Origin of the sequence: Kosakonia radicincitans DSM 16656 (assembly GCF_000280495.2) — a bacterium.
Lineage (GTDB): Bacteria > Pseudomonadota > Gammaproteobacteria > Enterobacterales > Enterobacteriaceae > Kosakonia > Kosakonia radicincitans.
Window position 1 is genome coordinate 3,357,655 of sequence record NZ_CP018016.1, and the last position, 20,997, is coordinate 3,378,651.

General features: G+C 54.6%; 20 protein-coding genes. 4 read left to right on the forward strand and 16 right to left on the reverse strand.

All coding sequences use genetic code 11. The annotated features are described in order from the left end of the window. Positions 1 to 297: 297 nt before the first annotated feature. From Y71_RS16130 to yceD, 13 genes are all read right to left on the reverse strand, one after another. The gene (locus Y71_RS16130; protein ID WP_007374504.1) at positions 298 to 1,092 is read right to left on the reverse strand and encodes a metal-dependent hydrolase; all 795 of its coding nucleotides are present in this window, start codon (positions 1,090 to 1,092) and stop codon (positions 298 to 300) included. Positions 1,093 to 1,102: 10 nt separating this feature from the next. Next, a complete protein-coding gene (gene holB / locus Y71_RS16135) occupies positions 1,103 to 2,107 on the reverse strand; it encodes a DNA polymerase III subunit delta' (RefSeq protein ID WP_007374503.1) in 1,005 nt (334 codons plus the stop codon). After that, entirely contained in the window at positions 2,104 to 2,745 is a 642-nt protein-coding gene (gene tmk, locus Y71_RS16140; protein WP_007374502.1) for a dTMP kinase, read from the reverse strand. Before tmk ends, holB begins: the two co-directional genes overlap by 4 nt. Then, on the reverse strand, positions 2,735 to 3,757 hold the full coding sequence (gene yceG / locus Y71_RS16145) for a cell division protein YceG (protein ID WP_007374501.1): 1,023 nt from the start codon (positions 3,755 to 3,757) through the stop codon (positions 2,735 to 2,737). Before yceG ends, tmk begins: the two co-directional genes overlap by 11 nt. Continuing rightward, positions 3,754 to 4,569, reverse strand: coding sequence for an aminodeoxychorismate lyase (gene pabC, locus Y71_RS16150; RefSeq protein WP_007374500.1), 816 nt, complete (start codon positions 4,567 to 4,569; stop codon positions 3,754 to 3,756). The genes yceG and pabC overlap by 4 nt, the downstream gene beginning before the upstream one ends. Before the next feature lie 114 nt (positions 4,570 to 4,683). Then, positions 4,684 to 5,925 carry a beta-ketoacyl-ACP synthase II gene (gene fabF, locus Y71_RS16155; protein ID WP_035943608.1) on the reverse strand — a complete coding sequence of 414 codons (1,242 nt, stop codon included), beginning with the start codon at positions 5,923 to 5,925 and terminating at the stop codon, positions 4,684 to 4,686. 90 nt (positions 5,926 to 6,015) lie between these two features. Continuing rightward, positions 6,016 to 6,252 (reverse strand): acyl carrier protein, encoded by a 237-nt coding sequence (acpP, locus tag Y71_RS16160; RefSeq protein WP_000103754.1) that lies wholly within the window; start codon positions 6,250 to 6,252, stop codon positions 6,016 to 6,018. A 154-nt stretch (positions 6,253 to 6,406) separates the two neighbouring features. Further along, on the reverse strand, positions 6,407 to 7,141 hold the full coding sequence (gene fabG / locus Y71_RS16165; protein ID WP_007374498.1) for a 3-oxoacyl-ACP reductase FabG: 735 nt from the start codon (positions 7,139 to 7,141) through the stop codon (positions 6,407 to 6,409). Between the two features lie 12 nt (positions 7,142 to 7,153). After that, positions 7,154 to 8,083 carry an ACP S-malonyltransferase gene (gene fabD, locus Y71_RS16170; protein ID WP_007374497.1) on the reverse strand — a complete coding sequence of 310 codons (930 nt, stop codon included), beginning with the start codon at positions 8,081 to 8,083 and terminating at the stop codon, positions 7,154 to 7,156. A gap of 17 nt (positions 8,084 to 8,100) precedes the next feature. Then, entirely contained in the window at positions 8,101 to 9,054 is a 954-nt protein-coding gene (locus Y71_RS16175; RefSeq protein ID WP_007374496.1) for a beta-ketoacyl-ACP synthase III, read from the reverse strand. A gap of 6 nt (positions 9,055 to 9,060) precedes the next feature. Then, positions 9,061 to 10,149, reverse strand: coding sequence for a phosphate acyltransferase PlsX (gene plsX / locus Y71_RS16180; RefSeq protein ID WP_072440991.1), 1,089 nt, complete (start codon positions 10,147 to 10,149; stop codon positions 9,061 to 9,063). A gap of 79 nt (positions 10,150 to 10,228) precedes the next feature. Further along, positions 10,229 to 10,402 (reverse strand): 50S ribosomal protein L32, encoded by a 174-nt coding sequence (gene rpmF / locus Y71_RS16185; RefSeq protein WP_007374494.1) that lies wholly within the window; start codon positions 10,400 to 10,402, stop codon positions 10,229 to 10,231. A gap of 16 nt (positions 10,403 to 10,418) precedes the next feature. Then, positions 10,419 to 10,940, reverse strand: a complete 522-nt coding sequence (yceD, locus tag Y71_RS16190; RefSeq protein WP_007374493.1) for a 23S rRNA accumulation protein YceD — start codon at positions 10,938 to 10,940, stop codon at positions 10,419 to 10,421. A 141-nt stretch (positions 10,941 to 11,081) separates the two neighbouring features. Here yceD and Y71_RS16195 point away from each other — a divergent pair, with 141 nt between their 5' ends. Together Y71_RS16195 and Y71_RS16200 are read left to right on the forward strand one after the other, a co-directional pair. Then, positions 11,082 to 11,666 (forward strand): Maf family protein, encoded by a 585-nt coding sequence (locus Y71_RS16195; RefSeq protein WP_007374492.1) that lies wholly within the window; start codon positions 11,082 to 11,084, stop codon positions 11,664 to 11,666. Positions 11,667 to 11,769: 103 nt separating this feature from the next. Beyond that, on the forward strand, positions 11,770 to 12,903 hold the full coding sequence (locus Y71_RS16200) for a dienelactone hydrolase family protein (RefSeq protein WP_007374491.1): 1,134 nt from the start codon (positions 11,770 to 11,772) through the stop codon (positions 12,901 to 12,903). A gap of 37 nt (positions 12,904 to 12,940) precedes the next feature. On the opposite strand, the gene rluC is transcribed toward Y71_RS16200, so the two are convergent. After that, the gene (gene rluC, locus Y71_RS16205; protein WP_007374490.1) at positions 12,941 to 13,894 is read right to left on the reverse strand and encodes a 23S rRNA pseudouridine(955/2504/2580) synthase RluC; all 954 of its coding nucleotides are present in this window, start codon (positions 13,892 to 13,894) and stop codon (positions 12,941 to 12,943) included. Between the two features lie 572 nt (positions 13,895 to 14,466). Between rluC and rne the strand changes: the two genes are divergently transcribed. Next, positions 14,467 to 17,616: a ribonuclease E gene (rne, locus tag Y71_RS16215; protein ID WP_007374487.1), complete on the forward strand. Its 3,150-nt coding sequence runs from the start codon at positions 14,467 to 14,469 to the stop codon at positions 17,614 to 17,616. Between the two features lie 39 nt (positions 17,617 to 17,655). Here rne and Y71_RS16220 read toward each other — a convergent pair whose 3' ends face one another. Further along, the gene (locus tag Y71_RS16220) at positions 17,656 to 18,594 is read right to left on the reverse strand and encodes a LysR family transcriptional regulator (protein WP_035886195.1); all 939 of its coding nucleotides are present in this window, start codon (positions 18,592 to 18,594) and stop codon (positions 17,656 to 17,658) included. A gap of 137 nt (positions 18,595 to 18,731) precedes the next feature. On the opposite strand from Y71_RS16220, the gene Y71_RS16225 reads away from it, so the two are divergent. Further along, positions 18,732 to 19,943 (forward strand): MFS transporter, encoded by a 1,212-nt coding sequence (locus Y71_RS16225; protein ID WP_007374485.1) that lies wholly within the window; start codon positions 18,732 to 18,734, stop codon positions 19,941 to 19,943. Between the two features lie 81 nt (positions 19,944 to 20,024). Here Y71_RS16225 and flgL read toward each other — a convergent pair whose 3' ends face one another. Beyond that, positions 20,025 to 20,993 (reverse strand): flagellar hook-associated protein FlgL, encoded by a 969-nt coding sequence (gene flgL / locus Y71_RS16230; protein WP_007374484.1) that lies wholly within the window; start codon positions 20,991 to 20,993, stop codon positions 20,025 to 20,027. Between the last annotated feature and the right edge of the window lie 4 nt (positions 20,994 to 20,997).

Consider the following 20,997-nt stretch of genomic DNA (forward strand, 5'->3'; position numbering starts at 1 on the left):
TTGAGAGTGCTCCTGAGTATTAGTGCTTTTTGTTGCGCTTTCACGCGTTGGCACGGGGGGAGAACCGCGCCTTGGGAAGGGCATCTAAGCGCCCTTTATTTATTACACAGAGTAAAATAAATCGTTTCAGCTTTGTTTGACGGCTATCACGTTTCAGCTAGCGGTCGCTTTAAAACTCACACAGATTTACAAAAGGCGCTGCCTGATGTATGAAAAACGACCATCACCGCCTTTTTTATGGCGGTGAACTTTACTCTGATCGTTTATTAATTACGAGTACTAAAATAAGCTGATATTTCAGACAGATTGCAATCTGGCGGGATCGATATGAAACAGGCTGGCAAAGTTTTGCGTGGTCTGCTGTGCGAGTTCCTCAATGGAAACCCCTTTCAGAACCGCCATATATTCTGCCACATCGCGTGTCATTGCAGGCTGGTTCTCTTTACCGCGGTGCGGTACGGGCGCGAGATACGGAGAATCGGTCTCGACCAGCAACCGATCCAGAGGCACATAACGTGCTGCATCGCGTAGTTGTTCCGCATTACGGAAAGTCACAATGCCGGAGAAAGAGATATAAAATCCCATATCCAACAGCTTGCCTGCCGTTTCACGATCCTCAGTAAAGCAGTGTAGTACACCGCCGCAATCCTGAACCTGCTCTTCCTGCAAAATCGCCAGTGTGTCGGCACGGGCATCGCGTGTATGCACGATAACCGGTTTATTCAGCTCGCGCCCAATGCGGATATGGTTGCGGAATGAGATCTGCTGACGCGCTTTGGTTTCCGGTGTATAGAAATAGTCCAGACCGGTCTCACCCATTGCCACAACACCCTCTTCCGCTGCTAACTGACGCAGCGTCGCCGCGTCATACTCTTCGTCCTGATTCAGCGGATGAACGCCGCAGGAGAACACCACATTACTGCGCTCTCCCACCAGCTCGCGCATGCTGCGATATCCGGGCAGCGTGGTGGCCACAGCCAGACAAAACTTCACATCGCGCGCGGCGGCTTTCGCCAGTACGTCATCAACATCTTTGTGCAAAGAGGCGTAATCCAGGCCATCAAGATGGCAGTGCGAGTCGACTAAAAACATAATGTCTCTCTTAAAGGTGGGATACCGGAAGCGTAGCGCCTGGTTGCAGGTACCGTTCCAGTGTTAATAAAAGATCGGTGAGCAGCAGTTCGCGGTTCACTCCCACGACATTCAGCAACTGCTCACGGCAAGTAAATACAGCATGCAGCAGAGCATGCAATGTCTCACCGCGTAACTGACGGGCAAGGTTGTGTACCAGGTCTGGCACATCAACGTTGGTCAGCAATGTCGCCCCCTGCTGTGCTTTCAGAGCATCGAGGAACAGCGCACAGACCCATTGCAAGCGCTCCGCCACCCGATCGTGGTTAAGCGCCGTCAGCATGGCGAACCAGTCACCGCTATTTAGCGCGTTTTCAATCGCCAGGCAGAGTGCCTGACGCTGCGCCCAGTGCTCTTCCTGCAACAACGTTTCAGCCGCGCCAGGCGACCCGGCGCACAGACGCAGCGCGCTGAGGATAGCATCTTGTGACACCGTCACTTCCCGACTAAGCCATGCGCTGGCATAACTTTCCGCCGGTGGCGCAAGGTGATGCAAGCGGCAGCGGCTGCGCAGCGTAGCCAGTAACCGAGCGGGCTCGCGGCAGGCAAGAAAGAACCACGTCTGGGCTGGTGGCTCCTCCAGCGTTTTCAGTAATGCATTGGCGGCAGCATCGGTTAATAACGCGGCGTCCTGAATCCAGACCACCTTCGCCCCGCCAAGACGAGCATGCTCGTAGAGTTTTTCACTCACTTCACGCACCGCATCAATGCCCAACGTGGTTTTGCCTTTTTCCGGCGCCAGTGCGTAGTAATCCGGGTGAGTTCCGGCCTGCATCAACTGACAGCCGCGACAGTGGCCGCAGCTTTTGTGTCCTTCCGGTGTTTGGCACAGCAGAAAACGGCTGAGCGCATAGATCAGCGCGTCTTCCCCCATACCTGGCAGCGAGTGAATAAGTAACGCGTGGTGCCCACGTCCGCTTTGATAACTGGCGACCAGTTGTTCAAAGTCCGGTCGCAGCCACGGATACCATTTCATGCGCCCTGCTCCTGCACCCATGCGGTAACTGTCTGACGGATAGCGCGCACAACGTCATCCAGCGGTTGCGTGGCATCCACCGTGCGAATAGAAGCATCCTGCGCGGCCAGCTCAAGGTAACGTGCACGGGTGCGATTGAAGAAATCCAGCGACTCCTGCTCAATACGATCCAGCTCGCCGCGCGCGCGGGCGCGTTTCAGGCCCACTTCAGGGGTGACATCAAGGTACAGAGTTAAATCCGGGCGAAAATCGCCCAGCACGGCATCGCGCAACGTCGCCAGCATGCCTTGATCAATGCCACGACCGCCGCCCTGGTAGGCTTGAGTAGAAAGATCGTGCCGATCGCCAATGACCCAGCAACCGCGCGCCAACGCCGGTTTGATCACCGTTTCCACCAGTTGAACACGAGCGGCATAAAACATCAGGACTTCGGCTTTATCAGAAATCACTTCGTCACCAACAGAGCGGATATCCAGCACCAGACTGCGCAGCTTCTCTGCCAGCAGCGTACCGCCCGGCTCGCGCGTAAATATCATCTCGCTGACGCCCAGTTCTTTCAGCGTTTCGACGACGACATCGCGTGCCGTCGTTTTACCGGCGCCTTCCAGCCCTTCAATAACGATGTATTTACTGCTCATTTTTTTCCTTAAGCACTTTCAGATAGTCCTGCACTGACCGGTTATGGCTGGCGAGGTTGGTATTAAATGTGTGTCCACCCTTCCCGTCGGCCACAAAATAGAGGTATGGCGTCTTCGCCGGATGCGCTGCCGCTTTCAGCGAGGCTTCACCTGGCGTGGCAATCGGTCCTGGCGGCAAGCCGCTAATCACATAGGTGTTGTAATCCGTCGGAGCCTCCAGGTCGGCGCGCGACAGCTTACCATTATAACGCGCGCCCATCCCGTAGATCACCGTCGGATCGGTTTGCAGGCGCATTCCGACGCGTAAGCGGTTAATAAAGACCGAGGCAACCTGATCGCGTTCGCTGGCCACAGCCGTCTCTTTTTCAATGATGGACGCCATGGTTACCAACTGGTTCTGATCCTTGTACGGCAGGCCGTCCATGCGCCCTTCCCAGACCTGTTCAACGGCTCGCGCCATCTTTTGGTGCGCGCGCTTGAGTAGCGCAACATCCGTCGTATTTGCGGTATACATCCAGGTATCCGGCCAGAACCAGCCTTCCGCCCAGTTTGCATGCTCCAACTTCAGCGCCTGCGCGACAGTGGCATAATCATCATCCTTCAGCGTGTGCTTCAGATATGGCGCATCACGTAGCTGCTTCAGATAATCACTCAGACGCATTCCCTCCACCAGACGCAGCGGAAATTGCGCCTCTTTGCCGCTGGCCAATAATTGCAGCATTTCACGCACGGTCATGCCCGCCGTAAAACGGTAGGTCCCCGCTTTGAAGTGCGACAAATCAGGCTCCAGGCGTAACAACCACTGGAAAACACGCGGGCGATTGATGACTTTTTCCTGGTACAGCAATTCACCCAGCGCCACCCGGCCGGTTCCGGCTGGCAGGGTAAAAATGATTTCATCTTTGGTAAGGATCGTGGAATCCGCCAGTTGACGAACCTTCCAGACTCCGGCTCCTGCTGCAATCACTAATACCGTCAGCAGCAGGAGAACAACGCGTAACATTTTCCTCATGACTGATTTATCTGCTCACACAGTGGGGCTAAAAATTGGTACAAATCACGCGCTGACCAACGCAGTTCTCCCCATTGGCGAACGGGGACGACCGGCATCAACGCGTTACAAATAACCACTTCCTCGGCCTGCGCCAGCGCTTGCTGGCGGGCATTCACTTCGACAACACGAAAACCGGAAGATGCTAGATGTCGCATACAATATTGTCGCATGATGCCATCCACTCCGGCATAGTCGAGGCGTGGCGTGAAAACCTCCTGCCCTTGCCGCCAGAAAATATTAGCCGCGCAACATTCGGTGATCCAGCCGTCGCTGTCCAGCACCAGCGCTTCATCAGCATCGGTCTGCTCCAGTCCGGCGCGGATTAACACCTGTTCCAGACGGTTAAGATGTTTGATTCCCGCGAGCATCGGATTACGCCCGAGGCATACATCGCTCAACGTCAACGTAACGCCTTCCCGCTGCCATCGCGCGTAGTGTGCGGGCCGGGCTGAAACAGAAAGAATACGCGTCGGTGAATCGCAGTTCGCTGCACTGTAGCCACGACCTCCGCCACCACGGCTGAGGATCACTTTAACCACACCGTCAGCTTTTCCTTGTGCCAGCGATGCCATCTCCTGCACCAGTAGATCCCAGTCATGAAAAGGAATAAATAGCCGTTCACATGCCAGACGCAAGCGCTGTATATGCGCAGGCGCAAACTGGATTTGCCCGGCAAGGATACGCGCGGTAGTAAAGCAGCCGTCACCAAACTGTATGGCCCGGTCACTGGCTGCAAGCTGTCGTTGCTCTGTGCCATTAATCAAGAACATAGAGGCTCCTTAAGCGTGTGGCCGGACAGTTTGGCAGGATGGAAAGCAGAGAACAAGGGGAGAAAGCTGAATAGAAAAGGCCCGACAAGCGGGCCTTTAAAACAGCGAAGGCGATCAGACTTTTTTGAAGATCAGCGAGCCGTTGGTGCCACCAAAGCCGAAGGAGTTACACAGGGTATACTCCATACCGCTGACCTGGCGCGCTTCGTGCGGTACGAAGTCCAGATCGCAACCTTCATCCGGGTTATCCAGGTTGATGGTTGGCGGTACAGCTTGATCGCGCAGCGCAAGAATGGAGTAGATGGACTCTACTGCACCGGCCGCGCCTAACAGGTGCCCGGTCATGGATTTGGTTGAACTCACCATGACGCTACGCGCGGCATCGCCAAACACCGCTTTCACCGCCTGAGCTTCAGCAATATCGCCTGCTGGCGTAGAGGTACCGTGTGCGTTGACATAGCCAATCTGGCCTGGTCCAATGCCCGCATCACGCAGCGCATTCACCATTGCTTTGGCCGCGCCAGCGCCGTTTTCCGGCGGTGACGTCATATGATAAGCATCGCTGCTCATACCGAAGCCGACGATTTCAGCATAGATTTTCGCACCGCGTTTTTTTGCGTGCTCATACTCTTCCAGCATGATGATGCCAGCGCCGTCGCCGAGGACAAAACCGTCACGCTCTTTATCCCACGGACGGCTTGCAGCCTGAGGATTATCGTTGCGGGTAGACAGCGCACGCGCTGCACCAAAGCCACCTACGCCCAGCGGGGTGCTGGCTTTTTCTGCACCACCAGCCAGCATCGCATCGGCATCGCCATAAGCAATAATACGCGCAGCATGGCCGATGTTGTGCACGCCTGAAGTACAGGCCGTTGCAATGGAGATGCTTGGGCCTTGCAGGCCAAACATGATAGTCAGGTGACCTGCCACCATGTTAACAATTGTAGACGGTACGAAGAACGGACTGATTTTACGCGGACCGCCCTTAACGAGGGAGCTGTGGTTCTCTTCAATCAAGCCCAGACCGCCGATACCAGAACCGATCGCGGCACCAACACGAGAAGCATTTTCTTCCGTGATAACCAGGCCGGAGTCGTGCATGGCCTGAACGCCAGCCACAATTCCATATTGAATGAAATCATCCATCTTGCGCTGTTCTTTGCGCGAGATAATGTCTTCACAGTTAAAATCCTTTACTAAGCCAGCAAATTTGGTTGCATAGGCGCTAGTATCGAAATGGTCGATCAGGCTGATGCCACTCTGACCGGCAAGAAGAGCTTTCCAGGTAGACTCTACGGTATTGCCGACAGGAGACAACATGCCAAGTCCGGTCACAACTACACGACGCTTAGACACGTTCATCCTCCAGGGAGGGATAAAAAAGAGATTCGAGGGATAGCACTAGATAAAACTCAGGCGGTCGAGTGACCGCCTGGAGATGTTCACTTACGCCTGGTGACCGTTGATGTAATCAATGGCAGCCTGAACGGTGGTGATTTTCTCAGCTTCTTCGTCCGGAATCTCAGTATCAAACTCTTCTTCCAGAGCCATTACCAGCTCAACGGTGTCAAGAGAATCAGCGCCCAGGTCCTCAACGAAGGAAGCATTGTTGGTAACTTCTTCCTGCTTAACGCCCAGCTGTTCGCCGATAATTTTCTTAACGCGTTCTTCGATAGTGCTCATACTCTTAAATTTCCTATCAAAACTCGCTTTCGCGATGGTTTTCGTAGTGTATAAAATGTTGAAAAATTTGCAACTAAATCCCGGCAGTTCTTACCACGATTTTACGCTATTTTGAGGCCTTTCGCCCTCATAACGCAAATGATTTTAATCGTGGTTAGACCATATACATTCCACCGTTGACGTGCAGAGTCTCACCAGTGATGTAACCCGCCTCGTCAGAGGCTAAAAATGCAACCGCATTGGCGATTTCCTGAGCACCGCCAAGGCGACCCGCAGGAACTTGCGCCAGGATACCCGCACGCTGATCGTCAGAGAGCGCACGCGTCATGTCCGTTTCAATAAAGCCCGGAGCAACAACGTTTACCGTAATACCGCGGGACGCAACTTCACGCGCCAGCGATTTACTGAAACCGATAAGACCCGCTTTCGCCGCAGCGTAGTTGGCCTGACCAGCATTTCCCATGGTACCAACCACAGAACCGATAGTGATAATACGCCCATGACGCTTTTTCATCATAGCCCGCATTACCGCTTTTGACAGACGGAAAACAGATGAAAGGTTAGTGTCGAGAATATCGTTCCACTCATCATCTTTCATGCGCATCAGCAAGTTATCACGAGTGATCCCGGCATTATTAACCAGAATATCAACCTCGCCAAACTCAGCGCGAATGTTCTCCAGAACCGATTCAATAGATGCGGCATCGGTCACGTTCAGCAGCAGACCTTTACCCTTCGCACCTAAATAATCACTGATAGCCTGCGCGCCATTTTCGCTCGTCGCGGTACCAATAACCTTTGCGCCGCGAGCGGCTAACGTCTCAGCAATGGCACGACCAATTCCGCGGCTTGCACCGGTAACCAGCGCGACTTTTCCTTCAAAACTCATGGTGTTCCTCTTTTATTGCGCGAGTGCTTCTGACATCGCAGCCGGCTCATTGATAGCCGATGCCGTCAGTGTGTCAACAATACGTTTTGCCAGGCCGGTGAGAACCTTACCCGGGCCAACCTCATACAGGTGCTCAACGCCCTGCGACGCCATAAACTCAACGCTTTTCGTCCACTGCACCGGGCTGTACAACTGGCGCACCAGTGCACTGCGGATGGCTTCCGGCGACGTTTCGCACTTCACATCCACATTGTTAATAACCGGGATCTGCGGCGCATTAAATGGAATAGCGTTCAGTTCAACAGCCAGTTTTTCGGCAGCCGGTTTCATCAGCGCGCAGTGAGACGGCACGCTTACAGGCAGCGGCAATGCACGTTTAGCACCAGCGGCTTTACAGGCTGCGCCGGCACGTTCAACGGCCTCTTTATGGCCTGCGATAACTACCTGCCCCGGGGAATTATAGTTCACCGGAGAAACAATCTGGCCTTCAGCCGCAGTTTCACATGCTTTTGCAATAGACTCATCATCAAGACCGATGATAGCTGACATCGCGCCGGTACCTTCCGGTACGGCTTCCTGCATGAATTTGCCGCGCAGCTCAACCAGACGTACAGCATCGGCAAAAGCAATAACACCGGCGCATACCAGCGCGGAATATTCGCCCAGGCTATGCCCTGCCATCAGTACCGGCGTTTTGCCACCCTGCTGCTGCCACACGCGCCACAGCGCGACAGATGCACTCAGGAGTACAGGCTGAGTCTGCCATGTTTTATTAAGCTCTTCTGCCGGGCCTTGCTGCACCAGTGCCCAGAGATCATAACCCAGAGCCGCAGAGGCTTCGGCAAACGTTTCTTCAATGACCGGGTAAGCTGCCGCCATATCCGCCAACATACCGACGGTCTGGGAACCCTGCCCCGGAAAAACAAAAGCAAATTGCGTCATCTTCTTATCCTTAATACTTAGAAACGAACCAGCGCGGAACCCCAGGTAAACCCGCCGCCGAACGCTTCAAGCAGAATTAGCTGGCCAGGTTTGATACGCCCATCGCGTACCGCCTCATCCAGTGCGCTGGGAACAGAAGCCGCAGAGGTGTTGCCATGACGATCCAGCGTAACCACAACGTTATCCATCGCCATGCCAAGCTTTTTCGCTGTGGCGCTGATAATACGCAGGTTAGCCTGGTGCGGCACCAGCCAATCCAGCGAGCTTCGCTCAAGGTTATTAGCGGCTAATGTTTCATCAACAATTCGCGCCAGTTCCGTCACCGCGACTTTAAACACTTCGTTGCCCGCCATCGTTAAATAGGTCGGGCTTTCCGGATTCACGCGGTCGAGGTTCGGCAGCGTCAGCAGCTCACCGTAGCTACCGTCAGCATGCATGTGGGTTGAGATAATGCCCGGCTCTTCCGAAGCACTCAATACCACCGCACCTGCACCATCGCCGAACAGAATAATGGTACCGCGATCATTTGGATCTAATGTGCGCGCCAGCACATCAGATCCAATCACCAGCGCATGTTTTACCGCGCCGGATTTTACATATTGATCGGCGATGCTCAACGCGTAGGTAAACCCTGCACATGCTGCGGCAACGTCGAAGGCAGGACAACCTTTGATTTCCAGCATATTCTGGATCTGGCACGCCGCGCTCGGAAAAGCGTGCGTTGCAGAGGTTGTCGCCACAATAATCAGGCCAATTTGATCGTTATCGATGCCGGCCATTTCCAGCGCGCGTTTAGCGGCTTCATAGCCCATGGTTGAGACAGTTTCGTTTGCCGAAGCAATACGACGCTCACGGATCCCTGTACGGCTGACAATCCACTCGTCAGAGGTTTCCACCATTGTTTCCAAATCGGCGTTTGTTCGAACCTGCTCAGGCAGATAACTGCCGGTACCAATAATCTTCGTATACATGTACGCTCAGTCACTCTTGGGTAATATACACACATTCCGGTTATCGTCGCCCTGGGCGGATGATGCCGAAAGCGCATACACAGATTCCAGGCGAGCGGCGATTCGCTGTGGAACCTGCCGCTGCACCGCCTGCACTGCCTGTTCAATCGCGACGGTAAAGGCTCGCTGATTCGCTGCTCCGTGACTTTTAATCACAGTGCCGCGCAATCCTAACAGACAGGCGCCATTATACTGGTCGGGGTTGAGGTGACTGAATCGCCTGCTCAGGCTTTTTTGTAACCAACGTTTTAATAAAACCAGCCACCACGACCTTTTTTGCCCTTCGCTCTGTGATTTCAGCAGCGAAAGAAACATCCTGACAACCCCCTCCATGGTTTTTAATGTGACGTTTCCCGTAAAACCATCACAAACTAACACATCCGTTTTTCCAGTCAGAAGTTCATTCGCCTCCAGATAACCAATGTAGTTCATTGAGGGAACCGATCGTAACAGAGCCGCTGCATCACGGATATTGTCATGACCTTTGGTTTCTTCTTCACCAATGTTCAGCAGCGCCACGCGAGGGTTAGCGATACCCAGGATCTCCTCGGCCATCACCGCCCCCATTACCGCAAACTGCGCCAGCATTCTACTGTCACAATCCACATTCGCGCCGAGATCCAGCACGACAGTTTTGCCCTTCTGCTGATGTGGCAGAACGGTCACCAGCGCCGGACGCTCAATCCCCTCAATCGGTTTGAGCAACATTTTCGCCAGCCCCATCAGCGCGCCGGTATTGCCTGCGCTGACGCAAGCCTGGGCACGACCTTCTTTCACTAATTCCAGCGCCATACGCATCGAGCTACCGCGACTGGTGCGGATCGCTTGCGCGGGCCGGGCATCACTGGCAATAACTGACTGTGCAGGAATGATAAGCAAGCGTGAGCGTTGCTCGAAATCAGCTTTGGCAAGTAATGGCGTGATAGCGTCGGGATCGCCGACTAAAAGAAGGTTGAGCTGTGAATTAGAGTTCAGTGCCTGCAAAGCTGCAGGCACTGTCACGGACGGGCCAAAATCGCCCCCCATGACATCTAACGCCAGGGTTAGACGTGTCAAGGTATCGTCGCAGCCTGGTTCGGTCTATCCCCGCTTTCGCGGGGAAATCCTCACTAAGCTTAATCACGCTTGCGCGTGATTACTTAGTGATAACCTTGCGACCGCGGTAGAAACCGTCGGCGGTGATGTGGTGACGCAGGTGGGTTTCACCAGAAGTTTTGTCTACAGACAGGCTGGTGACTGCGGTCAGCGCGTCATGGGAACGACGCATGCCACGTTTGGAACGGGTTGGTTTATTCTGTTGTACGGCCATGGACCTTACTCCTCAATTACTTACGCTTTAAGCTGGCTAATACGGCAAATGGGTTTGGTTTTTGCGCTTCATCAGGCAATTCGCCAAAGACCATGTCCGCTTCGGACACTTCACAGTGTTCAGAATCATGCACCGGAACTACAGGCAAGGAGAGAATAATTTCATCCTCAACCAGCGCCAGCAGATCGATTTCGCCGAATTCGTTAACCTCAATCGGTTCATACGCTTCCGGCAGTGCTTCAGCCTGCTCGTCTGAACGCACAGGACTAAAACAATACGTTGTGTAGACCTGATGGGTGAACGGTTTCCCGCAGCGCTGGCATTCGAGCGATACCGTTACCTTCGCATCGCCGGTCAGGACCGCCAGACGCTGGTTATCGATAGCGAACGACATGGAGCACTCCACATCACTGTCTACGCTGACTACAGATTCGGCGACACGCTCCGCCTGTTCGGGGGTATAGATACCCTCGTAATCGAGGCGTTTTTGAGCCGTACGAACCGGATCAAGAGTCAGGGGTAATTTTACCTTTTGCATAGGGCGCGCATATTAACTTTGTAACGTCATATAGTCAAAGAAAAAGGCAGCCTACGGTTGCCTTTTGCCAATAATTCGCACACATTGCGGCCTACAGTTTAAAATGCCTCTCATTGTTAAGCCATATTTGGTGAAAAAAATATGTCGCAAATTATTCTCGCATCGACCTCCCCATACCGCCGTGCGCTTCTGGAAAAGCTTGGCTTAGCGTTTGAATGCGCCGCGCCGCAGGCTGATGAGACCCCGTATGCAGGCGAAGCACCGCGTCATCTGGTGCTGCGTCTGGCGCAGGAAAAAGCGCAATCGCTGGCGGAAAAATATCCTCAGCATCTGATTATTGGTTCCGATCAGGTGTGCGTATTGGACGGTGAAATAACCGGCAAGCCGCATACGGAAGAAAATGCCCGCCAGCAATTGATGAAAGCCCGCGGAAATATTGTCACATTTTATACTGGCCTGGCGCTATATAACTCGGCCACCGGTCATTTGCAGACTGAATGTGAGCCTTTCGACGTCCATTTCCGTCATTTAAGCGAGCAGGAAATCGAAGACTATATCCGTAAAGAGCATCCGCTGAACTGCGCAGGTAGTTTCAAAAGCGAAGGGTTAGGCATTGCGCTGTTTGAGCGTCTTGAAGGCCGGGATCCCAACACGCTGGTCGGTTTGCCGCTGATCGCGCTGTGCCAGATGCTACGTCGTGAACAGTGTAACCCCTTGTTAAACTAATGCTTTAGCGATCACAGTTTCTTTTTTGAGCAAAAGCTACATTCACCTCCATTATTAAAACACCGTTTTAATTTAAGGAGAGGTGATGAAGATATTCAATAAAATGGCGCTGCTGTTGACGCTTTTCGGCGCCGCGAATGCCATTGCGCAGGCACCGTGGCAAACGCAGGGAGTGGTCGAAGGTAACCTCCCCGCTTCATGGCAAACGCTGAAAGCAGAGATGCATTACCCCCATTCCTGGCTCTCCGGCCACTATAAAGATTTTACTCAGTGGCAAACCCTTAGCCGCCAGCTGTTCCGCGCAGCATTGCTTACCCCGACCTCGACGAAACCTTTCGCGCCAGAAATTCTCAGCAAAGAAGATCGTGGCAGTTACACTGCAGAAAAACTGGCACTTAATATCACCGACGATAATCGTATTGCGGCGCTGCTGCTAATGCCGAAATCCCCGGGACCTCACCCCGCAGTAGTGCTGTTACACGATCACGGTTCGAAATTTGATATCGGTAAAGAGAAGCTGATCCGTCCCTGGGGCGATGCAGGAAAGCTCGCCAGCGCGCAAGCCTGGGCTGACAAATTTTTCAGCGGGAAATTTATCGGTGATGAGTTGGCCAGCCGTGGCTATGCCGTCATCGCCATTGACAGCCCGGGTTGGGGCGATCGCGGGCCAATGGTCTACGAGCAGCAGCAGGCGCTGGCCAGTAACTATTTCAACCTTGGCCGTTCTCTGGCAGGCGAAATGGCTTATGAAGATATGCGCACGGTAGACTTTATCGCCTCATATGCCGGAGTGGACAGTCAACGTGTGGGCGTGCTGGGTTTCTCGATGGGCGGTTTTCGCGCCTGGCAACTGGCAGCACTGAGCGACAAAGTGGCGGCGACCGCCGTGATCTCATGGTTTGGTACGTATAACGGCCTGATGCAACCAGGCAATAATGTGCTGCGCGGCCAGTCTGCCTTTTATATGCTCCACCCGGGAATGCCTGCGCAGATGGATATTCCGGACATTGCCAGTATCGCTGCGCCTAAACCGATGCTGATATTCAGCGGCGGCCAGGACAAACTGTTCCCGCAGGAAGCGGTAAAGGAGGCCTTTGCCAAAGTGCACCGCGTCTGGAAATCGCAGCACGCCGACGACAAACTCGTCACCCGAACCTGGCCACAACTGGGGCATGTTTTTTACCGTGAACAGCAGGATGAAGTCTTTCCGTGGCTGGATAAGTGGCTGAAGCCCTGACCTGTTGCTTCCCCCCTCGTACCGGAGGGGGAAACGCTTATTTGCCGCTGCGCAGCACCTGCAAACAGTGTTTTAGTTCATCATCGAGCGGCGCTTCAATACGTAACGTCTCACCGCTATTTGGATGGGTAAATTTCAGCGCTGCCGCATGCAAAAACAGACGTGACAAACCGGTTGCTGCCAGTTGCTTGTCAAATTCACGATCGCCATAACGGTCGTCAAAAGCAATCGGATGACCCGCATGCTGCGTATGTACGCGGATCTGGTGCGTACGACCGGTTACCGGGCTACAACGTACCAGCGTCGCAAACTCGTAACGCTCTTCCACTTTAAAACGTGTTTCCGACGGCTTGCCTTCACTGTTGACGCGTACAATGCGTTCACCGCTTTGCAGAATATTCTTCAGCAACGGTGCCTGCACCACTTTTACATGTGACTGCCACTGACCGCGCACCAGCGCGAGATAATCTTTCTGCATCTCTTTGCCACGCAGTTGCTCATGCAGCGAACGCAGCGCCGAACGTTTTTTGGCCACCAGCAGAACGCCGGAAGTATCGCGATCGAGGCGGTGAACGAGTTCGAGGAACCGGGCTTCCGGACGCAGCGCGCGCAGACCTTCAATCACGCCAAAACTCAGGCCGCTGCCGCCGTGTACCGCTGTACCGGACGGCTTGTTGAGAACGAGAATATGATCGTCTTCGTACAAAATAACGTCACTCAGTGCCGCAACTTTCTGCAAATGCGGTGAAACCGCCTCTTCTTCGCGTTCAGCAACGCGCACTGGCGGGATGCGCACTTCGTCACCGGCTTCCAGTTTATATTCCGGTTTGATGCGTTTTTTATTCACCCGCACTTCGCCTTTACGCAGAATGCGGTAGATCATGCTTTTCGGCACACCTTTTAATTGGGTGCGTAAAAAGTTATCGATGCGTTGCCCCGCTTCGTCAGCGGAAATAGCAACAAATTTTACGGATGGTGTCTCAGTTTTCATGGGAGGCGATTCTAAATAGCCATGATGATTAGCGCCACTCATTTTTCTATGCTTATATTTACATTCGCACCTGGATACTGGCGTTAGATTCTTCTGATTCGGTGGTTATTAAACCAATCTCCGTACAGAGGTGAAAAAACTGTGAGTAACCGGGTGATAAATGGTAAAAGTCAGCTTGCTATAAGAGGGTTCGCAGGGAATAATGTTGCGGTTTTCCGTGTTGAATCTTGTTGAAACAAGCAAAATAAGCGGAATGACCAGTTTTGCCTGTCCGATCATACACGCAGCAATGGCGTAAGACGTATTGAACTTTCAGGCAGTTAGCGGGCTGCGGGTTGCAGTCCTTACCGGTAGATGGAATCTTCTCTGGAGAGTTTTTCCCAGGCTGTTCCCCTGATAATTGCGCTGTATTTTCCACAGGAAATACAGGCAACCGACACACTGCGCCTCTTAAGCGAGCGACAACCGTGAGGTTGGCGACGTGAATAGTCTCGAGGCCATCGGTTCTCCCCGGAAAGGCGTTATCTTGCCCGCAGCTTAGTCGTCAATGTAAGAATAATGAGTAAGTTACGATGAAAAGAATGTTAATCAACGCAACTCAGCAAGAAGAGTTGCGTGTCGCCCTTGTGGATGGGCAGCGCCTGTACGATCTGGATATCGAAAGTCCGGGGCACGAACAGAAAAAAGCGAACATCTATAAAGGTAAAATCACCCGCATTGAGCCGAGTCTTGAAGCCGCCTTCGTTGATTACGGTGCTGAACGACACGGTTTTCTCCCCCTCAAAGAAATCGCGCGCGAATATTTCCCCGCCAATTACAACGCTCATGGCCGTCCTAATATCAAAGATGTGCTGCGTGAAGGCCAGGAAGTCATCGTCCAGATTGATAAAGAAGAGCGTGGCAATAAAGGCGCTGCGCTGACCACGTTTATTAGCCTTGCGGGCAGTTATCTGGTGTTAATGCCGAATAACCCGCGCGCTGGCGGCATCTCTCGCCGCATTGAAGGCGACGATCGTACTGAATTAAAGGAAGCCCTCTCCAGCCTCGAATTGCCGGATGGCATGGGGCTGATTGTACGCACAGCCGGTGTGGGTAAATCCGCCGAAGCGCTGCAATGGGATCTGAGTTTCCGCCTGAAACACTGGGAAGCTATCCAGAAAGCCGCTGAAAGCCGTCCAGCGCCGTTCCTGATCCATCAGGAAAGTAACGTCATCGTTCGTGCTTTCCGTGACTACCTGCGCCAGGACATTGGCGAAATCCTCATCGACAACCCGAAAGTGCTTGAGCTGGCCCGCCAGCATATCTCCGCACTGGGTCGTCCGGATTTCAGCAGCAAAATCAAACTGTACACCGGTGAAATCCCGCTGTTCAGCCACTACCAGATTGAGTCGCAGATTGAATCTGCCTTCCAGCGTGAAGTGCGTCTGCCGTCCGGCGGCTCCATTGTTATCGATTCCACGGAAGCACTGACGGCTATCGATATCAACTCCGCACGCGCAACCCGCGGTGGCGATATCGAAGAAACCGCCTTCAACACCAACCTGGAAGCAGCCGATGAGATCGCCCGCCAACTGCGCCTGCGCGATCTCGGCGGTCTGATTGTCATTGACTTTATCGATATGACGCCGGTTCGCCATCAGCGCGCTGTTGAGAACCGTCTGCGCGAAGCCGTACGTCAGGACCGCGCCCGTATTCAGATCAGCCATATTTCCCGCTTTGGCCTGCTGGAGATGTCTCGTCAGCGCCTGAGCCCATCGCTGGGCGAATCCAGCCACCACGTCTGCCCACGCTGTAGCGGCACCGGTACCATTCGTGATAACGAATCGCTGTCGCTGTCGATTCTGCGCCTGATCGAAGAAGAAGCGCTGAAAGAGAACACCCAGGAAGTGCACGCGATTGTGCCGGTCCAGGTCGCCTCTTATCTGCTGAACGAAAAACGTGCTGCGGTCAGCGCTATCGAAGCCCGCCAGGGCGGCGTACGCTGCGTGATCGTGCCGAACGACCAGATGGAAACGCCGCACTACTCCGTACTGCGTGTGCGTAAAGGCGAAGAGACGCCGACCCTGAGCTACCTGCTGCCGAAGCTACACGAAGAAGCAATGGCGCTGCCGTCGGAAGAAGAGTATGCCGAGCGTAAACTGCCTGAGCAGCCTGCGCTGGCGACGTTCGTCATGCCAGATGTTCCGCCTGTGCCGCAAGCGCCTGCCGCCGCTGCTGCACCAGTTGCCAAAGCCGAACCTGCCGCTGTACAACCCACCACTCCGGGGCTGTTCAGTCGTTTCTTCTCGGCACTGAAAGGTCTGTTTGCGGGTGAAGAAACCCCGGCAGCCGTCGAAGCCCAGGAAGAGAAAAAGCCAGCGAAACAAGATCGCCAACAGGATCGTCGCAAACCGCGCCAGAACAATCGTCGCGATCGTAGCGAACGCCGTGATGGCCGCGCTGAAGGTAGCGAGGCGCGCGAAGGTCGTGAGAATCGTGAAAACCGCGAAAGTCGTGAAGAGAACCGCCGTAATCGCCGCGAGAAATCGCAGCAGAACGTGGAAACTCGCGAAGCGCGTCAGCCAGTAGCGGTCGAAGAGACGGAAAAAACTAAACAGCGCGATGAGCAGCAACCGTCGCGCCGTGAACGCAACCGTCGCCGTAACGATGACAAACGTCAGGCACAGCAGGATGTTAAAGAACTGAACCGTGCCGATGCCGATCAGCCTGAGCAGGAAACTGAACAGGAAGAGCGCGTACAGGTGATGCCGCGTCGTAAGCAGCGTCAACTGAGCCAGAAAGTACGTTTTGAAGATGCGCAGTCCACGGATACTACCGAAGAGACGATGGCTCAGAGTACTGAAGTGGCGAAAGTCGATCTCCCGGCCGTTGTGGAAACCAGCCAGGATCAGGATGAGAATGCGGAAGCGCGCGAAAATGCGATGCCTCGCCGCTCTCGTCGTTCTCCGCGTCATCTGCGCGTCAGCGGCCAGCGCCGTCGTCGCTACCGTGACGAGCGTTATCCGTTGCAGTCAGCCATGCCGTTAACCGTCGCATGTGCTTCACCTGAAATGGCTTCCGGTAAGGTATGGATCCGCTACCCGGTTCCGCGCGCTCAGGAAGAGCAGGCGAAAGAGATCGCGGCAGAAGAGAACGTTGCCGTTGAGCAGGAAGTTGCACCGATGGTGGATGAAGCCGCGCTGGTAAGCGCTGTAGAAACCGAAGTGGTTGAGCAGCAACCCGCAGCAGAAGCAGAAGTTGTCGCGCCAGCCGCTGAAACGGAAGTGACAGAACCTGTCGTTGTTGAGCCGCAGCAGACTGTCGCTGAGCCAGAAACCGTTGAGGTAGAAACCAGTCATCCGGAGGTTATTGCCGCGCCGGTTGATGAGCAACCGCAACTGATTGCCGAAGAAGATCGTGTCGTCGCCGAAGAGGTTGCGGAAGAAGCCGCGCCAGCGCAGGAAGCCCCGGCTCCCATCGTCGAAACCGCTCCGGTCGTTAGCGAAGAATCACAGGCCCCGGTTGCAGAACCGGTTAAAGAAACTGTGGTGCCCGCCGTCGCCCGTAAAGTAGCCACTGCGCCGATGACCAAAGCGCCTGCACCGGATTATGTACCGGAAGCGCCGCGTCACAGCGACTGGGTACGTCCTGACTTCAATTTCGAAGGCAAAGGCTCCGCGGGCGGTCACAGCGCCACCCACGCCGCCACTGCACCGGCAACGAAGCCGCCATCTGTTGGCTAATCGCCAGACAGCCAAAAGCCGACCTCAGGGTCGGCTTTTTTATGCCTGCCGCGCAGGCTGGCGCATGCCTCCCAGCCCCGGCATCACTTCACGCATCAATTGCAAAAATTTTCGCAATCGCGCCGGATAGTACCGCGCCCACGGATACACCAGATGTACCGGCAGCGCCGCCGCCTGCCATTCCGGCAACAAAGCAACCAGTTTCCCGCTGCGTATCTCCTCTTCCACCGCCCAACTGGAGATAACCGCCAGACCAAGACCACTGATTGCCGTATTCCGCGCAGCGTACAGGCTGTCGGTAAACAGTCTTGGCGAGATCGGCACCTGTTCCGCATCGCCGGTTTGCTGATGTGTCAGATGAATTTCATGCTGATAAAAAGTGTTCAGCGCTATCCACGGCAAGGCTGAGAGTTGCTGTGGGGTCTCAATTGCCGGAAAACGCGCCAGCAAGGCCGGAGAAGCCACCAGGCTGCGGGGGACTTCTGCCAGCAGCACCGACACCGTTGCCGGGTCCACTTCCGCGCCGACGCGAATAGCACAATCGATGTTCACGCTAAGAAAATCGACCGTTTTATCGTTCAGCATCCACTCGACAGAAAGCTGCGGGTGTCGCTCGAGAAATTCGGTGAGCGGCCCAAGTAACTGCTCCTGACCAAAAGCATGTGGCGCGCGCACGCGCAGAATACCGACCGGTTCATCGTCAGACTGGCTCAGCTCATCCTCCAGGGCTACCCAGGCATCCGCTACCCGTTTTGCATGTTGATAACAGCGTTCACCATCATCGGTCAGCTTCATCGCATGGGTGGTGCGCAGCAACAACTTCACGCCAAGCAGGGTTTCCAGTGACTGCAAACGGCGGCTGACCGTCGCCTGCGTCGTTCCCAACTGGCGCGCAGCTGCCGACAGCGAGCCCGCTTCCACGATACGGATAAACGTCCGCATCAAATCCACTCTGTCTATACGCTCCTGGCGCTTCATATTTATTTTGCCTATACGTTTCACGTATAACCGTTTTACCACTCCGCAGGCTACCGCGCCACAGCGTATTAGAGAAGAATGTCCTCACTGCGTAGCACGCCTACGAACTCATAAAAACCATACCGGGGAAACACTGTATGAACCGTCATTCTCTTTCGACAGATGTTGTTGGCTGGGTCATTTTAGCGCTGGCGCTGGGCGCCGGATTTAGCGTGGCATCTATCTACTATTCGCAGCCGTTGCTGCCGCTGATGGGTAGCGATCTGCACCTGACCGTTAACGGCATGGGGCTGGTACCGACGCTGACTCAGGCCGGTTATGCGCTGGGTATTTTGTTTTTACTACCGCTGGGCGATCGCCATGATCGTCGCCGCCTCATCCTGATAAAAAGCGTGGCACTGGCGATTCTGCTGCTGGCCTGTAGCCTGACCAGCAACCTGCCCTCTCTATTGCTCGTCAGCCTGATGCTGGGGATGGCGGCGACAATGGCGCAGGATATTGTCCCGGCGGCGGCCATTCTGGCACCAGCGGGCAAACAGGGGAAAATGGTCGGCACGGTGATGACCGGCTTACTGCTGGGCATTCTGCTCTCTCGTACTGTTAGCGGCTTTGTCGGTGCAGCATTTGGCTGGCGGGTAATGTATCAACTTGCTGCCGTCAGTATTGCCCTGATTGGCGTGCTGATGTGGTCCGTGCTGCCGCGTTTTGCCACCCACTCTACGCTGAGCTATCCGGCACTGATGAAATCGATGGCGCACCTGTGGCAACGTTATCCGGCACTGCGCCGTGCGGCTTTCGCCCAGGGTTTCTTGTCCATCGCTTTTAGCGCCTTCTGGTCTACGCTTGCGGTAATGCTGCTGGAAAAATATCAGTTGGGTAGTGCCGTTGCCGGTACATTCGGTATTGCGGGTGCCGCCGGTGCGCTGGCCGCACCGCTGGCTGGTGGTCTGGCAGATAAAGTCGGCGCTGAAAAAGTGACGCAGCTGGGCGCCGGGCTGGTGACGCTCTCTTTTGCCCTGATGTTTTTACTGCCGGCACTGCCGCCACACGCTCAGCTTATCCTGATTGCGCTCTCTGCCGTCGGCTTCGATCTCGGTCTGCAATCCAGCCTCGTGGCGCACCAGAATCTGGTATACGGTCTGGAGCCGCAAGCGCGTGGCCGCCTGAATGCGCTACTGTTTACAGGTGTGTTTATCGGTATGGCGGTGGGTTCTGCACTGGGCAGTAAACTCTATTCCGTTGCCTCATGGCAGGGTGTGGTGGTGCTGGCGACGCTCTCTGGCTTTATCGCGCTGGTCATTCGCCTGGTTGATGCCCGTCGCATCCAGCAAGCAACGCAGAAAGCATAAGGCAAAAAAAAGGCCCGCTCCGGTAACAGAGCGGGCATACGGAACATGCCCCAGTTTCAAGACATGCTCAAAATGAAACGATTACGAGTTAATCTGGAACAACGACATTCCCTGCATATCGGAGAATGCTTTGTAAGAAGCCTGCAATGCAGCCTGTTGCATGGTGTAGGACGAAATCACCGAGTTCCAGTCCACATCCACCAGATCGCTTTTCTGCTGTGTCAGACCCAGCGCACGGTCATCACCCAACGAATCAAGGCTGTCCAGCTCATTCAACTGCGTGCCCAACTCCGCGCGTACCGTCAGCACGTTGTTCAGGGAGTTCGTCAAGCCACGACTGGTTTTATCAACCGCGGCCTGTGCGGTCGCTTTGGCCGTCTCATCGCCGGAAACCGGCGTATTCAGCGCAGCGATGGCCGTATCCAGCATTTTAAACAGATCCGTTTCCGAAGTTCCCGGCGCACCGGTTGCCGGATCCGTCGGTTCAGGCGTGGCGTTACTGGTGATACGGTTAAAAATTTCATCCCCCGTATGGGCAATCACCATGGTGCGGGAAGCGTCAACCTGCTGGGTGATATTCTGCGTACCGCCGCTGTATGTACCGGTAGAGTCATACGGCGCAGTTTCAGTTTTATAGCCGCCAAAAATATAACGCCCGTTACCGTCAGTGCTGTTCGCCAGGTTCAACAACTGATCGCGATAGCCTTGCAGTTTGCTGGCCAGCGATGCGCGGTCATCGTCGCTGAGCGAGCCGCTACCGGCCTCAACGATAGTGGACTGCGCGCCCTGAATAGCGGTCGTTACCTGCTGCAACACGCTCTCTTCCAGCGACACTTTTTGTTCGGCGAAAGTACGCGCTGTCGCATACTGGGTGTTCTGCGACTGCGCCTGAGAGATCACTACCGCCTGCGAAGCGGCGATCGGATCGTCAGACGGACGGTTCACACGCTGCCCGGTAGACATTTGCTCACCGTAGGCCAGCCATTTACTCTGCGCATTGGTAACGCCGCGCATGTTTTGTTCATACATCATTTGCGTGCTGATACGCATCATT

Coding starts and splice junctions, on each gene's coding strand:
- Y71_RS16130 (WP_007374504.1), bottom strand. CDS start 1,092: ATGTTTTTAGTCGACTCGCACTGCCATCTTGATGGCCTGGATTACGCC.
- holB (WP_007374503.1), bottom strand. CDS start 2,107: ATGAAATGGTATCCGTGGCTGCGACCGGACTTTGAACAACTGGTCGCC.
- tmk (WP_007374502.1), bottom strand. CDS start 2,745: ATGAGCAGTAAATACATCGTTATTGAAGGGCTGGAAGGCGCCGGTAAA.
- yceG (WP_007374501.1), bottom strand. CDS start 3,757: ATGAGGAAAATGTTACGCGTTGTTCTCCTGCTGCTGACGGTATTAGTG.
- pabC (WP_007374500.1), bottom strand. CDS start 4,569: ATGTTCTTGATTAATGGCACAGAGCAACGACAGCTTGCAGCCAGTGAC.
- acpP (WP_000103754.1), bottom strand. CDS start 6,252: ATGAGCACTATCGAAGAACGCGTTAAGAAAATTATCGGCGAACAGCTG.
- fabG (WP_007374498.1), bottom strand. CDS start 7,141: ATGAGTTTTGAAGGAAAAGTCGCGCTGGTTACCGGTGCAAGCCGCGGA.
- fabD (WP_007374497.1), bottom strand. CDS start 8,083: ATGACGCAATTTGCTTTTGTTTTTCCGGGGCAGGGTTCCCAGACCGTC.
- Y71_RS16175 (WP_007374496.1), bottom strand. CDS start 9,054: ATGTATACGAAGATTATTGGTACCGGCAGTTATCTGCCTGAGCAGGTT.
- rpmF (WP_007374494.1), bottom strand. CDS start 10,402: ATGGCCGTACAACAGAATAAACCAACCCGTTCCAAACGTGGCATGCGT.
- yceD (WP_007374493.1), bottom strand. CDS start 10,940: ATGCAAAAGGTAAAATTACCCCTGACTCTTGATCCGGTTCGTACGGCT.
- Y71_RS16195 (WP_007374492.1), top strand. CDS start 11,082: ATGTCGCAAATTATTCTCGCATCGACCTCCCCATACCGCCGTGCGCTT.
- Y71_RS16200 (WP_007374491.1), top strand. CDS start 11,770: ATGGCGCTGCTGTTGACGCTTTTCGGCGCCGCGAATGCCATTGCGCAG.
- rluC (WP_007374490.1), bottom strand. CDS start 13,894: ATGAAAACTGAGACACCATCCGTAAAATTTGTTGCTATTTCCGCTGAC.
- rne (WP_007374487.1), top strand. CDS start 14,467: ATGAAAAGAATGTTAATCAACGCAACTCAGCAAGAAGAGTTGCGTGTC.
- Y71_RS16220 (WP_035886195.1), bottom strand. CDS start 18,594: ATGAAGCGCCAGGAGCGTATAGACAGAGTGGATTTGATGCGGACGTTT.
- Y71_RS16225 (WP_007374485.1), top strand. CDS start 18,732: ATGAACCGTCATTCTCTTTCGACAGATGTTGTTGGCTGGGTCATTTTA.
- flgL (WP_007374484.1), bottom strand. CDS start 20,993: ATGCGTATCAGCACGCAAATGATGTATGAACAAAACATGCGCGGCGTT.